Source organism: Limnospira sp. PMC 1279.21 (assembly GCF_032349615.1).
Lineage (GTDB): Bacteria > Cyanobacteriota > Cyanobacteriia > Cyanobacteriales > Microcoleaceae > Limnospira > Limnospira fusiformis.
Window position 1 is genome coordinate 40,008 of record NZ_JARPLU010000003.1, and the last position, 15,803, is coordinate 55,810.

General features: G+C 40.7%; 11 protein-coding genes. 2 read left to right on the forward strand and 9 right to left on the reverse strand.

The genetic code is table 11. The annotated features are described in order from the left end of the window. Positions 1–64: 64 nt before the first annotated feature. Positions 65–3,376 carry a tetratricopeptide repeat protein gene (locus P5683_RS00950; protein WP_006621612.1) on the reverse strand — a complete coding sequence of 1,104 codons (3,312 nt, stop codon included), beginning with the start codon at positions 3,374–3,376 and terminating at the stop codon, positions 65–67. A gap of 270 nt (positions 3,377–3,646) precedes the next feature. On the opposite strand from P5683_RS00950, the gene rpiA reads away from it, so the two are divergent. Together rpiA and P5683_RS00960 are read left to right on the forward strand one after the other, a co-directional pair. Beyond that, positions 3,647–4,360, forward strand: a complete 714-nt coding sequence (gene rpiA, locus P5683_RS00955) for a ribose-5-phosphate isomerase RpiA (RefSeq protein ID WP_006621611.1) — start codon at positions 3,647–3,649, stop codon at positions 4,358–4,360. A 79-nt stretch (positions 4,361–4,439) separates the two neighbouring features. After that, positions 4,440–5,621 carry an aldo/keto reductase gene (locus P5683_RS00960; protein WP_315638846.1) on the forward strand — a complete coding sequence of 394 codons (1,182 nt, stop codon included), beginning with the start codon at positions 4,440–4,442 and terminating at the stop codon, positions 5,619–5,621. A gap of 30 nt (positions 5,622–5,651) precedes the next feature. Here the strand turns inward: P5683_RS00960 and P5683_RS00965 are convergent, their stop codons facing one another. The 8 genes from P5683_RS00965 to P5683_RS01000 all read right to left on the reverse strand — a co-directional run bounded on the left by P5683_RS00965 (position 5,652) and on the right by P5683_RS01000 (position 15,787). After that, complete coding sequence (locus tag P5683_RS00965; RefSeq protein ID WP_006621608.1) at positions 5,652–7,073, reverse strand: hypothetical protein; 1,422 nt, start codon at positions 7,071–7,073, stop codon at positions 5,652–5,654. Between the two features lie 15 nt (positions 7,074–7,088). Next, positions 7,089–8,255, reverse strand: coding sequence for a glycosyltransferase family 4 protein (locus tag P5683_RS00970; RefSeq protein ID WP_315644818.1), 1,167 nt, complete (start codon positions 8,253–8,255; stop codon positions 7,089–7,091). Positions 8,256–8,322: 67 nt separating this feature from the next. Continuing rightward, positions 8,323–9,468, reverse strand: coding sequence for a glycosyltransferase (locus tag P5683_RS00975; protein WP_315638814.1), 1,146 nt, complete (start codon positions 9,466–9,468; stop codon positions 8,323–8,325). A 5-nt stretch (positions 9,469–9,473) separates the two neighbouring features. Next, a complete protein-coding gene (locus P5683_RS00980) occupies positions 9,474–10,718 on the reverse strand; it encodes a glycosyltransferase (RefSeq protein ID WP_315638813.1) in 1,245 nt (414 codons plus the stop codon). Positions 10,719–10,733: 15 nt separating this feature from the next. Further along, the gene (locus P5683_RS00985) at positions 10,734–11,870 is read right to left on the reverse strand and encodes a glycosyltransferase family 4 protein (RefSeq protein WP_315638812.1); all 1,137 of its coding nucleotides are present in this window, start codon (positions 11,868–11,870) and stop codon (positions 10,734–10,736) included. A 14-nt stretch (positions 11,871–11,884) separates the two neighbouring features. After that, positions 11,885–12,838, reverse strand: coding sequence for a lysylphosphatidylglycerol synthase transmembrane domain-containing protein (locus P5683_RS00990; protein ID WP_006667887.1), 954 nt, complete (start codon positions 12,836–12,838; stop codon positions 11,885–11,887). Positions 12,839–12,862: 24 nt separating this feature from the next. After that, a complete protein-coding gene (locus P5683_RS00995; RefSeq protein ID WP_315638811.1) occupies positions 12,863–13,819 on the reverse strand; it encodes a glycosyltransferase family 2 protein in 957 nt (318 codons plus the stop codon). Between the two features lie 24 nt (positions 13,820–13,843). Then, positions 13,844–15,787, reverse strand: coding sequence for a glycosyltransferase family 39 protein (locus P5683_RS01000; RefSeq protein WP_315638810.1), 1,944 nt, complete (start codon positions 15,785–15,787; stop codon positions 13,844–13,846). Between the last annotated feature and the right edge of the window lie 16 nt (positions 15,788–15,803).

Consider the following 15,803-nt stretch of genomic DNA (forward strand, 5'->3'; position numbering starts at 1 on the left):
TAGTGGTCCAACTCAACAGTTAATTGTGCTATCGTCCATGATAACGTTTCTGGGCGAGATGTTCCTAATTAGTCACGCGCCTTAATTGTTCAAAGGTTCGATACATTTGAATGGCTAACTGTTTAGGATTCCACAAGGGGGCGAGAGTTTCTGGTTGTTTAACTCTGGCTAAATGGTTACTAATTTGCTGTCTTAATGTGGCATTTTGACCAAATTCAATCCCTAGTTGGGTGTATTCTTCCCAACTCCAAGCTACACCTATATCAAGGTTAACTGATTTTAGGAAAGCATAACCCATCCGCGATAAATACTGTCTACCTGACCTGGTGACTACGGGTAATTCTGACCATAATGCCTCTAGGTTATGGGTTCCTCCATTGTAGGGGTAGGAATCTAACATGACATCCGCAACTTTATAAATCGCCCGGTGTTCTTCTTCGGTTTTGGTGAGTCCTAAAAAGATTAAACGATTGATGTCAACTCCTAGGTCTTCGCAGGCTTGGTTATACATTTCTCGCAGTAGTTGGGCATCCCCTTGACCTTTGCGAATTAATACACTATTGGGAACCGATCGCAGAATATTAACCTGGGCTTTGATCATCTCCCCATTGGTTTTTCGCCCCGGCGCAACGCATAGATAAGCTACGGCATTTGGGGGGATATTTAACTGTTGTCTCACCATGTTTCTATCTACGGGACGGGTGGGAAGTCCGGCTATGGCTACGGCGGTATCTGGTAGCCTAACTAGGCGTTCGAGATAATGTTTTTCTATTCCGGGTGGGTGAGTATGTTGGTCACAAATTAGATAATGGTTACTGGTGAGATAGGGGGCATCAAATCCTAACCAAGTTACACAAACTGGGGCGGGGGATTTATGCAAAACTTGCACGTTTACAGGAATGGTTACTGAGTCGAGATCAACTAATACATCAATGCGATCGCTTCGGATTTCTTGACTTAATTCTTCTGCGGAGGCAAAACCATTGGGATAGGATTTCGGCCAATAGCATTTAGCGACGGTTTGTTCATATCTGGCTGTTACCTCATCGGGGTGCAGTATGCCACTAATATATAAATTAATATGGGGGGTAATTGCGGACATTTCTTTGATGACTCCTTCGGCACACCAACCCACGGAATGGCGGCGAAAATGTTTGGAAAGAAAACCGATTTTTAAAGGGGAACGCGGTTCGGCATAAATAGACGGGGGAGTGGCTATGGGTTCTTGGTAATAAGATTGACAAATTATCTGATAAAATTGGGCGTTTCCTTCTAAGTTATCCCGGAGGTGGGGAACTGTAAATAAAATGATTTCATAAATTAGCCTGATTTCGATTTCTGTGAGGGTTGCCATGCTGTTATTGCAGATGGTTTCTAAGTGTTCTAGTTTGGCTAATGCCTGTTCACAAGCGCCTGATTGAGTATAGGAAAAAATATAGGCGATCGCGCATAAGACGGGTAGAGTTTTACCGCAGTTTTCCCAGTAGCGATCGGCTACTTTTCTGGCTTTTCCTAAATTGGTGGAATGGCTGAGAAGATCACAGAGTTGTTGATAGGCTTCGGCAAAATCTGGTTTAAGTTCCAGCGCTTTTTCTAGGTTGGCTACGGCTTCTTTGGGTTCCTTTTGTTTTTGAATATGGGCGAGACGACAGTAAACTTCTGCCCATTCTGGTTTTAATTGTAGGGTTTTTTGATAGTTAGCGATCGCCTCTGGTAGTTGTCCAAGGATTGCCTGCATATTCGCTAAATTAGCATAGGCATCGGGAAAATTGGGTTGGAGTTCAATTACTTTTTGATAGTGATTAATGGCATCTTGGTGGCGGCGGAGTTTGGTAAAAATGCGGGCGGTGTGTAGATACAGTTCCGGCATTTTGGGGCTGAGAGCAATGGCTTTTTGTAACTGGTCTAAAGCCTCTTTTAAGCGGTCTTGCTGCACCCGTAAACAGCCGATATTAGCATAGGGTTCCGCCCAATTGGGTTTCCGGGAAATTGCCCGTTTATAACTGGCGATCGCTGGTTCATATTCACCCCGTCGCGCCAGAATATTGCCTAACTCAAAGTGAAAGTCGGCTTCTACTAAATCGGGTTTTAATTCTAAGGCGATTTTCCAGGAATTAATGGCGGCTTCTGTATTTCCTAATTGTTGATAAACTCTCCCTAAATTCCAATGTACCGCCGCCAAGTCCGGTTTAATCTCAATGGACTTTTGATAAGCGGCGATCGCTTCATTTACCTGCCCATTTTGCAGATACATGGTCGCTAGATTAGCATGAACTTCCGCAAAATCGGGATGAATTTCTAAGGCTTGATTGTAGGCGCGAATGGCTGAGGATATTTTGCCTTGAAAATGTAAGGCATTACCCAGGACTACATAGACAAATAAAAAATTAGGATCGAGTTTTAAGATTTGCTGACAGGTGGCAACAGTTTCCTCTAATTTGCCCTGAGATAAATATAATTCTGCTTGTTTTTGTAAGGATAATACCCTGGGATTTATCGGCTTTTGTGCCCAAAATTTTGCATCTGCTTGAATTAATAACTGTTCAGTGGGAGGGGTAACTAAATCCTCTGATTCCTGGGTTTCTTCCTGATAGTGTAATTCCCCTTCTAAGACTTGACCCGAAAAATCTACCCCCTGTTCATCAAAACTATCGGTAGCATCTTCTATAAAATTCATCGATTCACTGATAGACCCGGAAACCGGAGTTTCTAGCCGGGATTTTAATTCGGCAATTTTCCCGATAATATCACTATTATTAGCATCAAGTTTGAGGGCGGTTTTATAATTGGCGATCGCCTCATTAATCTGACCATTTTTCTCTAGCGCTTCCGCCAGTTTGCGATAAAAATCCGGTCTGTCTTGTAGGTTAATCGCCCGCTGATAACAGGTAATAGCGCCCGCCATATCCCCTGATTTAATCAAAGCATTTCCTAGCATCCAATGAACAATCGCCAAATCAGGATCAATTCCCAGGCATTTCTGATAACAATTAATCGCCTCATGCCATCTCTGTTGCTGATAATAAACACCACCCAAATTACTATAAGCTATGCTATAATTTGGCTCAATTTCCAACCCTTGAGTATAAGCCCAAATAGCCAAATCCAGACAATTACACATTTGCAGAGCATTGCCAACTCGCATATAAGCCCCAGCCAAATCAGGCTGTAATTTTAAAGCCTTTTCTAAAGCCGAAATAGCTGCATCAATTTCCTGATTATAAATATATGATTCTGCCAACATGATATAAACATCGGCATTTTTAATATCCAGTTCTAAAGCCTTCATATAAGCCTCAATACTAGCTGGATAATCACCCCGACTAAAAAAAACCTGGCCCTGACAACAATAAACCTTAATCTGCTCTGAATTCACTAACTTTCCTCAAATGCGTGTTGATACAACTAATAATAATCTGTCAGCGTATTAGGTAGAATTGGCAACCGTCCAACAGTTACCCCAAATTATCACTTATTCAAACCACCGCTCTGCTATGATATAATACAACACCAGGGCGACTTATCCAACCCCAGATAATTTTGGTGTTGACTCAAATATGATGTTTGCCAAGGTACAAAACGCGATAAAGTAAAAATTGTTGATCAAACTACAGTTATCCAAAACTGTCCTTTAGGAGTATTTAGCATGAGTCCAGAACAAGACCCCGTTAAGTTAATGAAGCAACAGGTTGGCAAAGCGGCAGCAGACCGGGTTAAGTCCGGTTCCATTGTCGGACTGGGAACGGGGTCAACCACAGCATACACAATTCAATTTTTAGGAGAACGCCTCAAAAGTGGGGAAATCAAAGATATTAAAGGCGTTCCCACCTCATTCCAAGCCTCTGTACTTGCCAAGGAATATGGCATTCCCCTCACCACTTTAGATGAAATTGACCATATTGATATCGCCATTGATGGTGCTGATGAGGTTGATCCTCACAAAAATTTAATCAAAGGTGGTGGTGCCGCTCACACTCGCGAAAAAATTGTAGACTGTTTAGCAGATCAGTTTATTGTAGTTGTAGATGGTTCTAAAATCGTAGATCGTCTGGGTTCTACATTTTTATTACCCGTGGAAGTTATGCCAATGGCGATGACTCCGGTAATGGCTGCCATTACCAAACTTGGGGGTAAACCTACCCTGAGAATGGGAGTCAAAAAAGCTGGACCTGTGATTACAGACCAGGGAAATATGGTGATTGATGTCAAATTTGATGCGATCGATAATCCCGCCGAATTAGAAAAAACCCTCAACAATATTCCTGGGGTTTTAGAAAATGGTTTGTTTGTGGGTGTGGCTGATGTTATCCTAGTGGGAGAAATCAAAGACGGTCAACCTGTTGTCCGCGAGATTTCCTAATCCTCAAAAAAAACTGGGGGATAGAAACCCAAACACTGGTTTCTGTTTCCCCTAATTGTTGCCATATAAATAGCTGATGATGCACTATAGAAGGTTTGGACGAACTGAACTGCCGATGCCTGTATTATCCTGTGGTGGAATGCGGTATCAATATCAGTGGCAAGATGCCTCTCCTGAAAAAATACCCCCCGAAAGTCAGCGGAATTTAGAAGCGGTAATTCGCCGTTCCCTAGAGTCGGGAATTAACCATATTGAAACCGCTAGGGGTTATGGTACATCGGAGATGCAACTGGGTTGGATTTTACCAAAACTACCCCGCGAAAGGCTAATTATTCAAACCAAAGTTTCCCCAAAACCAGACCCGGCTGAGTTTCGCCGTGACTTTGACAAATCTCTGAAATATTTACAGTTAGACTATGTGGATTTATTGGGTCTGCATGGGATTAATACCCCGGAACTGTTAGAATATTCGATTCGACCCGGTGGCTGTTTAGAAGTCGCTCAAGAATTACAAAAAGAAGGAAAAGTCAGATTTATTGGCTTTTCCACCCACGCGCCAACGGATGTTATTGTTAATGCGATCGCTACTGATAAATTCGACTATGTTAACCTACACTGGTATTATATCAATCAACTAAATTGGCGCGCCATTGAAGCCGCCAACCGTCATGATATGGGAGTGTTTATCATCAGTCCTTCTGATAAAGGGGGGAAATTATATGATCCGCCTCAAAAGTTAGTAGACCTATGTTCTCCCATTAGTCCCATTGTATTTAACAACTTATTTTGTTTATCTCATCCCCAAGTTCATACCCTCAGTTTAGGCGCATCGAAACCTACAGATTTTGATGAACATTTACAGGCTATGGACCTCCTAGACCGTTGGGATGAAATCTTACCCCCCATTTTAGAAAAGCTAGAGAAAACCGCTATAGAAGCCCTAGGGGAAGATTGGTTCAAGACATGGAATCAGGGTTTACCTAACCCAGAAGATACACCCAATAATATTAATATTCCCATCATTCTCTGGTTAAGAAATTTAGCGATCGCATACGATATGACCGAATATGGTAAAATGCGCTATAACTTACTGGGAAATGGTGGTCATTGGTTCCCCGGACAAAACGCCGCCACTATTGACCAAGTAGATTTAAGTGACTGTTTAAAAAATAGTCCCCACGCCGATAAAATCCCCCAATTATTGCGAGAAACCCATCAACTGCTAGGCGGTCAATCAGTCCCCAGATTATCTCAAAGTTAAGTTAATCATAATCCCGTAATAATTACCCCACTATCCTATTAGCAATAAAGCGCGGAGTAAAACTTGAGGTCTCAGAAGAGTCTTAATAGTTAATCGTGGCGGTTGAGGAATCTCAGTAGATTGACGACTAAAGTGATATTCTTGCCATCGCAAAACCACAATACAAGCCAGATAAATCATATAACCTGGTTCCTCCATCTGAGTAAAAATCAACCCAAAAGACAAGGGACATAAAACCAGAAACTTAGAAATATCATCAAAACAGAGTCTACGCCAAACCACAAACCAAATATACAAAAATGATGCCAGTCCCAAAAATCCGACATCTCCCCAAATTCCCGCCCAACCAAACAGGGGAGAAAACATACTCGATTGATCTCCTAACCAACTAGCTCCTACCGCTTGCCAAATGGTATTAGTAGCGGGGTGGGAAGTAGCCCCAAGGGGTCTTAAAATAAACGCATATTCCCGTAGCATCCAGCCTCCTAGTCTTCCTACAGTGTGACCAGGACCTAAGCCTAGCAAAGGATGAAGGGGAGACTCATAGAAAGCCGGAACAATGCGAAAAGTAGCAGATTTCAGTAAAGTAGCTTCTCCTTCCGGCCCATAAATTTCCGGCCGCATCCAAGTTTGAAAAGCACTCATCTCAGGTACATTATGAATCGCCCACCAAAACACATAAGATAATATCCCAAAAATAATTACAAATTTAATAGCATCAGCCATATTTTTAAATTTAGTTAATAGCAGAAATCCCCCAGCAATACCAAACACTAAAATTACCTGTTTAGCATCAGAAATAACCATGTGCCAAAAAGTTGCTAATACCACGGCAGCCCGCAACCATATAGGCAGATTTTTAGCTGCCAAAAAATAGTAAATACCAAAGGTTAATGATACAGAAGCACCGATGACATGACCCGCACCTTGAGCAATAAAAACACCTTTTATATTGTCTTCTAATCCCTGGCGTAGATGGAGATGCAGAACATACTGTTGCACATAGGCAAATGCTAGATTAGTGAAGGATGCAAAAACAATATAGCCACGCAATTGGTTTAACTTGTCCAAAGTAATCGGGACAGTCAGAATAATAACAATAAATAAAAAATGTTCACATAACAACAAGAAATTAACGGCAATATTAATTAAACCAGCGGCATTTAATAAGGCACTGGCTACGGAAATAATCAGAAAAATAAATAGAGCCACTACCATTTCTTTAATGATGGTAATTTGTTGTCGGTCTTTGATCTTGGTTTTCCACAGAGCAAAAGCAAACAGCCAGGGAACTATTGCCAGATGCACTAAGTTAACAATCGAGGGAAATTTTAAAAGCTGAAGTACGCGGGAAAAAAATGCGCAAATGAAGGCAAATAGAGTCAGTGTCGAGAGTTTAATATATCCCTTTTTAGGTTTAATTAATCTTGATTGATTGGGGTATGTTTCCATTAATCATGTAATCTACTAGGGTTTACTCAAAACTAACTGGTAAATTGATTTCAGTTGCTCATAATTTTGTTGTGCTGTATATTTGGCTTCAAATTCTGCCCTGGCTTCTCGGCGCATTTGAGGGAGTTTTTCAGGATGGGAAATTAGGGATTCAACTTGTTCGGCAAGACTGATGGGATCGCTGGGTTTAAATTGCAGTCCCGTGCGACCATGTTCGACTAATTCGGCGATCGCACCTAAGTTAGAAGCAATTACAGGAGTACCCTTAGCAAAGGCTTCTACAGCGACTCTACCAAAGGTTTCATACCATTTAGAAGGGAAAATTAAAACCATGGCTTCTCCCATCAATTTATACACTTCTGGGAGGGGTCTACGTCCTAACCATTGAATGTGAGGTAATTTCTCAGCAGCGGCTTGGACACGGGGGACTAAAGGACCATCCCCCACAATTTTTAAGGGTACTGGTTGACGGAGATTTTGCCAAGCATCAATCAGCACATCTAAGCCTTTTTCTACAGATAATCTACCTACAAATAGCGCATATCCCCCTTCCCCGCTGCCGACTCCTGGATCGGGATAGACAAAGTTAGGTTTAACTATTATTCGGTCTTCTGACCACCCGGCTTCAATAAATTTCTGGCGAGCAAATTGGCTGAGGGTAATAAATATATCTACCTGATTTACCCAAGTGCGAGCCATACGGTGTAGGGTTAACATGGTTGCAGTTATGGCACTGGCGGCTCGATTTTCTCGATAACAGGCGTGAATAACTCCGGGATAGGGTACAAATTTACCTAGACAGTCTTCACAAATGCGATCGGAGCGAAAAAACAATCCATTAGGGCAAATTAATCGGTAATTTCGGAGGGTTTGAACTACTGGGACTCCCTCAGATTTAGCCGCATAATATACTGATGGAGAGATTAAGGGGAAAAAGTTTTGAACATGAACAATATCTGTGGGGTGGGTTCGCAACTTTTGTTTAACTATTTTGTAGGCTTCTGTAGACCAAATGGTTGTAGAAGCTAAATGTACTCGATTAAGGCTGGCAACTCGCTCATTGCTATCTTGATAAATATCAACTTGATTACCATTTGCTTTGAGCAAATTAGCTTCGGCTTGGGTTGATTCGTCTTCCCCGCCTCGAATTTGATAATTGTTATGAATAGACAAAATACGCATTGAGATTGAGTTAGTACCTCAGTAAATTGTTATAGTCATTATACCGTAAACTTTCTCATTATGCTGGCTATGTTCCTTTCCCTAATTCAGGCGGCGCTAAAACGGTTGTATAAATTTCTTCTAATCTTCGCGTTTGGCGATCGCGATTAAAATTGGACTGCATATATTTTCGCCCTTGTTGACTAAATTTTTGCCACATTTCCAAATTAGTTAATAATTGCTGTATTGAGTTAGCTAAACCATCTATATCTCTTTCTGGACAAAGAAAGCCAGTTTCTCCATCAATCACCGCTTCTGGGATACCTGCGTGGTAGGTGCTGACCACAGGGAGACCCATCGCCTGTGCTTCTAAAACCACATTCGGTAAACCCTCTGAGTCTCCCTGGGTTCCGGTGATGCTGGGAGTCGCCATAATTTGGGCGCGGTTCATCCAATTTTTGACTATTTCTGGAGATTGTACACCCAAAAATTGATAATTTTTGAGGGTATTGGCGGCGGAGGTTTCGAGGGCGGTTCGTAGGGGGCCATCACCGATGATCACTAATTTGAGAGCAGGTTGTTGGGATTGTATTTTAGCCATAGCTTGAATTAAATATTCACAGCCTTTTTTTTCGGTTAGCCGACCTACAAATAAAACAATTGGCTCCCGTTGAATAGCCAAATCAGGCGTAAATTGATGAACATCAACACCATGATAATGGGTCTTAATTTTATCGGGTGGAAATCCCTGTTCTAGCAGTTTTTTTTCAATAAACTTAGAAACAGTTAAAAATAATGTGGTCTGTTGTTTCAAGGTTGCTAGGCGCTGAAAATAAACCCAATGGTTGAGGGAGCTATAGCGAGATGATTGTTCCTTTACCGTGGCATCAGCGCCCCTATAATGGACGATAAGCGGAATTTTTAGCCGCACCACCCAAGGCAACACTAGCGCCCCACTCAAGCCAAATTGAGCATGAATCAGCAGCGGATTTAATTTTTGGACTTTTCCATAAATTTCCGGCGCAAATCCAGTTATTTTAAAAAGCTGTTCTGCTACTTTATCTATAGGTCTTCCTTGATTAATAACTAAAGTACGTTTTTCAGGTAAATCTAACCCCTTAACCCGCCGACAACCTACATAATAAGGGGTAAATTTCTCAATTTTTTCGGCGGGATCTCGGATAAAGGTTTGGGAGGGAGGAAGCAGTAGACTATTAAAAATAATGATATTCACTGTAATTATACCGAATTATTAGAATTGTGGATTGTTGCATATAAGTTAGCTAGTTCTTGCCCTTTTTTTTGCCAACTATACAAGTTTTTAACTCTGGCGCGAGAGCGATCGCTTTTTTGTTTCCACAGATGCTTATCATTAGCTACAATAGTCATGGCATTAGCTAAATCATTGATAACTTGATCGGGGTTATTTGGCTCAACTTTAAAGCCGGCATCCTCAGAAACAATTAATGCTGGTCCCCCTAAATTTAAACAAATAACCGGGCGACCTGCTGCCATTGCCTCCAAACAAACTAACCCCCCTGATTCATGTAGGCTAGGATGAACTAATGATACACATTCTGATAGTTTTGTCAACGTTTCTGGTCGAGATAATTGATTGTGAAATATCACTTGATCGTCAATTTTTAACTGTTTAGCTAAAGTCTCTAATCTACTCCTTTGTGCCCCATCTCCGACGATCCAATATTCGGCATCTGGAGGCAATTTCGCTTCGGCGAAGGCTTTGAGTCCGAGATGAAACCCTTTCCAGTGTAACAGACGACCGATACTGATAAATTTAACCCCTTGAGGTTGAGAGTCAGCCAACTGGCTGAGTTGAGTTATTTCTAAATCAGATAATCCTAATTGAGATAAAACCTCTACATTTTTCGCCCCTAATTTTCTGAGTCTCTGGGTGGTTTCTGCTGTGGTTCCCCTGGCTAAAACACTGCGTTGCGCGGTGAGTTTAACGAAGGGGTCTAATTCTCCTAAATTCCGGGCTATATCTCGCATTATTTCATACATAATCCCCCGCCAACCGAAGTCTAGCCAGAAGGCTTTTGGAGCCGATTCTCCACCGCCTACAGATCCCCATAAAAAAGGTATAGGAAGAAGTGCTAAAAAACTGGGGGTTGAGTGGCGAACATAGGTGACATGATGCACTACATCAAAATTGATGGTTTCCTGGAGTTGTTTGGCAACAAAATAAGCTGCTATTTGCCATAAATAATAGTGCAGGTAAACTACCCTTTGTTTGAGATTTAGTGGTCGCACCCAGGAGGGAGGTTCGCAGTAAATTACCTGTAGTTTAATTATGGGGTTTTGCTTGAGTTCGGCTTCAATGGTTGGGCGGTTATTTTGTCGGGTGAGAACCCAAACATTATGATATTTTGCTACTTCCTGAATGGTATTCCAACCCACGCCTGGTTCTGAACCTTCTCCAGGACGACAGGCGTAGGCTGAAATTAGAATATTTAAAGGTTCCACGCCTCCTCCTTTGCTCTAGTAATTCGGAAATATAAAAGATGTAACCTGATTGAGAAAATTAGCTGCGGCTTCTGGGGTGTAATTATCCATTAGTTTTTGCGATCGCATTCCCATTAACTTAGCTAATTCGGGATTTTGAATAAACCTGGCCATCAATTCTGCTAAATATTCCGGCTGTTGGGGATGAAAACAATAACCGTTTTCTCCATCAGTAATTAATTCAGATGCTCCCGCCAATTCAGAACACAAAACAGGTCGCCCCAAAACCATTGCCTCTAATACTACCATTCCCCAAGTATCCTCCAAAGTTGGTAATACAAAAACATCAGCTTGGGTGAAATAAGTGGCTAATTGATGGTATTCTACCCGACCGAACCAACGCACATAATTGGTGAGTTGATTTTGTTGACAAAAAGTTTCTAGCTCCGGTCGTTGATGGCCATCACCCACCACCCATAACTGATAATTGGTTTCTCCCTGTTGTTGTAGTATAGCACAGGCTTCTAAAAGATAGCTCAGGCCTTTGCGAGGAATAATTCCCCCCACAAATAAAAAGGTTAGCTGTTGAGAAGATGTGGATTTAAAATCCCGATTAGGAGTACCCAAAGACTGCACCCAAGGTACCTCATAGGGATGAACAAAAACTTGATTTTCTTGGGCATTTAGAACCTCTATTAGATAGTTTTTGCCACCGTGAGAGTTGGTAATACAAGCATCAGCCGCTTTCACCATAACTCGTCTAATAGCTAGACGTAGGGGGGAGTTACGATAGTCTACACCGGGAGAACTTCCTTCGTAGGCGATGACAACTCGCCAACCTCCTATAGGTTTAAATACAATTGCTAAAATTGTCCACACGCCAAAGGAGTTAGAAAAAATTAAATCTGGTTTAAACTTGAGTAATCGCTTGACAATATTTAGGGGAAGATAGGTAAAGTTATCCCCATAGCTATTGGTAGATTTTCTCAGAGAAATAATTTGGCGATCGCCTAAAATTTCCACTCGAAAACTATCCTCTAGTCCCGGTGCGAAACCATGCCAGCGACTGGTGAAAACCGTAGTATCCGGGAATTGTTTACTATAGCAACTTAGGGAAGGTTGCCAGTAGTAAAAAGCCGAAGTAAGTAACCAAGCCACACGGAGATTTTTCATGATTTTTCGATTTTCTATATATCAGATTGTTTCAGATTTCTGACTGTAGTTAAATATTGGCTTAAAAATGGCAAGCCTCCTACAGCCGGGAGAAAGTAGCGAGCAGTGCATAATAACCCTAACCCTGCTGCCACTGTAGCATTAAAATAAGGTTCATAGAAAATCACTAAGGCTGCATCCCTCGTACCCACCCCCGCAAAAGTTAAAGGCATTAATCCAGCTAAAATAGCTAAGGGAGAGAGAGCAAGATTCGTAATAAAAGGAACCCAGGCATTAAGTGCAAGGATAAAAAACCAAATTTGTAGTAAATGCAAAAACCAAATAAAAATTGAAGTAGCACTAATTTTGAGAAGCTGGCGCTTATCACTCCAAAAATGTTCGTGCATTGCTGTCCAAGATTCCTGCAACTTTGCGATTTTTTTTCCGATAGTTTTCGGAGTAATTTTCTCTAAAATGAAAAACAAAAAATCTGCAAAATTCCGAGAACTCAAAATCAAAATTCCGATAATTAAACCCGTGGTTACACCCAAAGTCATTGTCAGAAAAATCACATCTTTTCGAGGGTATAAAAATAGACCGAATACACACCATAACAATAAAGATAGTAAATCACATGATTTCTCAAATACCACCAATGAAAGGGAAAGAGAACCGCTTAAATGTCCCCGTTCTCGCATAAAATACGCTTTAGCAATATCTCCCATTTTTGAGGGTAAAACCATATTTAAAACACTAGCAGCTAGAATCAGGCGATTAGCTTCCCAAAATCCGAGATAGGTGCTTTTGGGCATAAGTTGTTGTAGTCGCCAAGCGGTAAATAAAGTAATAGGAATTACCATAGCTAAACTTACAGGCATCCAAAAACGATGGGAATTGAGAAAGATATCTGCTAATGCTTGCAGGTCAATTTTAGAATAAATAATTGACAGGATAATCATGCTAACTGTAATGGAAATAAATCGCTTCATAGATAAGAATCCTCTGGCTAAAATTTAGTTGTCTTTGTGATGGTCATATTCCATCCTACGCAGGCGCAGTTGAATGTCTTCTAGCATTTTTCGATTGACTGCCATTAAATCAGCAATTAAACCGAACATCCACAACTGAAAACCAATTAAAATTAGGATAGCTGCTAAAATTAAACTAGGAGCGCGAGCGCGGGTAGGTTCTCCCACAAATAGCACTAACCAACGGATACATAATATCAGTCCTAAACTCAGGGGAAAACTTCCTAGAAAAGTGAATAATCGCAGCGGTCTATAGGTCATGAAAATTCTAAAAATGGTAAAAATTGACCGCTGGATATAGGAAGGAATACTTTTAACTAATCGGGAAGGTCGTAAATAGGAATTAGTACGGATAGGTACGGATGTAATAGCGATACCTTTTTGACCTGCTTGAATAATGGTTTCTAAGGTATAAGTATATTCATTAAAAACATTAAGCTGCATGGCTGCTTGGCGACTAAAAGCTCTAAAACCACTGGGAGCATCGGCGATCTTAGTGCTACTGGCAAGTCGCACAACACGACTACCGAGTTTTTGCAGGAACTTTTTAGTAGGAGAAAAGTGTTGAATATTCTGAATTGGTCTGGCTCCGATGACTACTTCGGCATAACCTAATAAAATTGGTTCGATGAGTTTCGGTATATCTTGGGCGCAGTATTGGTTATCGGCATCGGTGTTAACAATAATATCGGCTCCGGCTTTTAATGATGCTTCAATTCCTGCCATAAATGCTTTAGCCAAACCTTGATTATGGTCAAAATTTACCACATAATCAACACCACAGGCTTTAGCAACTTCTACAGTATTATCAACACTACCATCATTAATAATTAGCCATTCTACACAATCAATGCCGGGAATTTGGCGAGGAAGTTCTGATAGGGTAAGTCCGAGAGTTGGTGCTTCGTTAAAACAGGGGATTTGAATAATTACCTTGGTCATAAGTTTATGGTTATTGAATGTTGATTAATTTTGTTTAAGAAAAACTGTGACCATCTCTTTTGACCATTGGGGTTGATAAACTTGTTGGTCAATAATGATTTCAGGGTTGTTCATTTCTGCTACACCACTGGCGATAATAGCGCAGGGAGAAAAGTCTTGATGGGGGGAGATATTGGCTTTGATGGCAGATTCATTATCTATCATAATATGTCTAAGGGTGATAGGGCGATCGCTTTTTTGCTTAAACAGTACCCAAAAAGGATATTCCCAGGTGTCACCTCCAATAATCAATCCGACATCTGTACAGTTTTCAGTTAGGACAAAATCTACTGATTGACTATAGGGTGCTTGCAGTTCTGGGATATTAATAAAATATTGGTCTTGACGGCTAAGATTCCAAAGATTATTTACCTGATTTTCTAAAAAAATTTTACTGTTAAAAATTAGAGGCCTTGATTCATTAAACATCAGAAAAAACCCGGAAGCAATAATCATAATTATTGCTACTGAATTGGCTATTTTAGGTTGGAGTAATTTATCCATCATCACTCCTATAAATGCTGAGGATAAAACGAAGATGGGTAAATGTAGACGACTGCGCCAAGGGGACCAAGCAATCAAGCTACAGAACAACAAGAAGCTCACTATAATCGACAGCATATAAATGGCTAAATAGTAGCGATGTGGTTTGGTAAATTTATGGGATTTTATGATAAATAAAATAGATAAGCACATAAATAATACTATATGAATAGTATTGCCTGCTAAATCTTCATGATTTATTAATGTATGAACATCAAAGTTTTGACCCGGGGGGAAAGTGGTTCTTGGGTCGTTAATATCAACTCCAATAAATTTGTGAACGGCTGCAATAATCTTAATTAACAGTAGATTAATATCTCGAGAAAAAGTGCTGAAGTGTAGGGCTATATTTCGGATGGTATTAGAAATTAAAATGGGTATGCTAAAAATTTCTAGTTTGTAGTCTCCAGAGGTTCCCAAAATTGAACCAAATACCTCATAATTTCGCTGAAAATGACCTAAATTCATGGCTAAAGCGATGACACCAATAACGATAAAATGTCGCGATACTTTCCAGCCACATTGCTGGATACTAACTAAGCCAAACCATAATCCGAAGGGAAAAAGATAAAAATAGGCAGTTCCTTTAGTTAATACGGCTAAACCTAAACTTGCACCAATGGCTAAGGGATAGGAAACTCGTTTTTTATCTTGAATAGAAAGGAGTGTATAATAGACAAAAGTGACCATCCAAAATGCACCAACATAGTCGGTTTGAGTGCTAGATGCTTGTAAAATACCCATGGGAATTGTGGCACAAAAAACGGCGGAAAATACTTGTGATCGCAGTCCCCCACCTAGTTGTTTAGCAACTAACGATATTCCGACAATACTCCCTACCATACTAGCCCATTGAACGAAATTAGCTAGGCGATCGCCACCACTAAGAATTTGCAGATTTGTGACAGCAAAACCCGACCAAGGACCAAGGGATATTTGCCTAGTAATTGAGGTGGGATAGTGATTAACGCTACCATTTTGCATCCAGTGAACTACTCGACTCATGTGATAGGTCATAGAGTCCCAGTTATTAGGAGGGGCGATCGCGGCAGTTAGACCAATTATGAGTATAATAACTGTGACGCTGGCGATCGCCAATTTGATAAACACTGAAATATCATAAAATTGCCAATTAACCCACCTAATTTGACCTTTAATCAGAATTTTAATAACGGTAAAACCTAAGATAAGATTAACTATAATCAATACCATAAATAATGGCGTAAATTTTAGCGAACCAAACAAACCAAGTACTTCTGTAATTAATACTACTAAAGTTCCCCAGGTTAGTCCAGTTGATAAAATCCCACTCCGCCAACCTTGTCCGGTTTGACGGAATATCAGAAACAGAAATATAAGTGTAAGTAAAATCAGGATGGCAGACATCTGTTTAACCTCAGCG

Coding starts and splice junctions, on each gene's coding strand:
- rpiA (WP_006621611.1), top strand. CDS start 3,647: ATGAGTCCAGAACAAGACCCCGTTAAGTTAATGAAGCAACAGGTTGGC.
- P5683_RS00960 (WP_315638846.1), top strand. CDS start 4,440: ATGCACTATAGAAGGTTTGGACGAACTGAACTGCCGATGCCTGTATTA.
- P5683_RS00965 (WP_006621608.1), bottom strand. CDS start 7,073: ATGGAAACATACCCCAATCAATCAAGATTAATTAAACCTAAAAAGGGA.
- P5683_RS00970 (WP_315644818.1), bottom strand. CDS start 8,255: ATGCGTATTTTGTCTATTCATAACAATTATCAAATTCGAGGCGGGGAA.
- P5683_RS00985 (WP_315638812.1), bottom strand. CDS start 11,870: ATGAAAAATCTCCGTGTGGCTTGGTTACTTACTTCGGCTTTTTACTAC.
- P5683_RS00990 (WP_006667887.1), bottom strand. CDS start 12,838: ATGAAGCGATTTATTTCCATTACAGTTAGCATGATTATCCTGTCAATT.
- P5683_RS00995 (WP_315638811.1), bottom strand. CDS start 13,819: ATGACCAAGGTAATTATTCAAATCCCCTGTTTTAACGAAGCACCAACT.
- P5683_RS01000 (WP_315638810.1), bottom strand. CDS start 15,787: ATGTCTGCCATCCTGATTTTACTTACACTTATATTTCTGTTTCTGATA.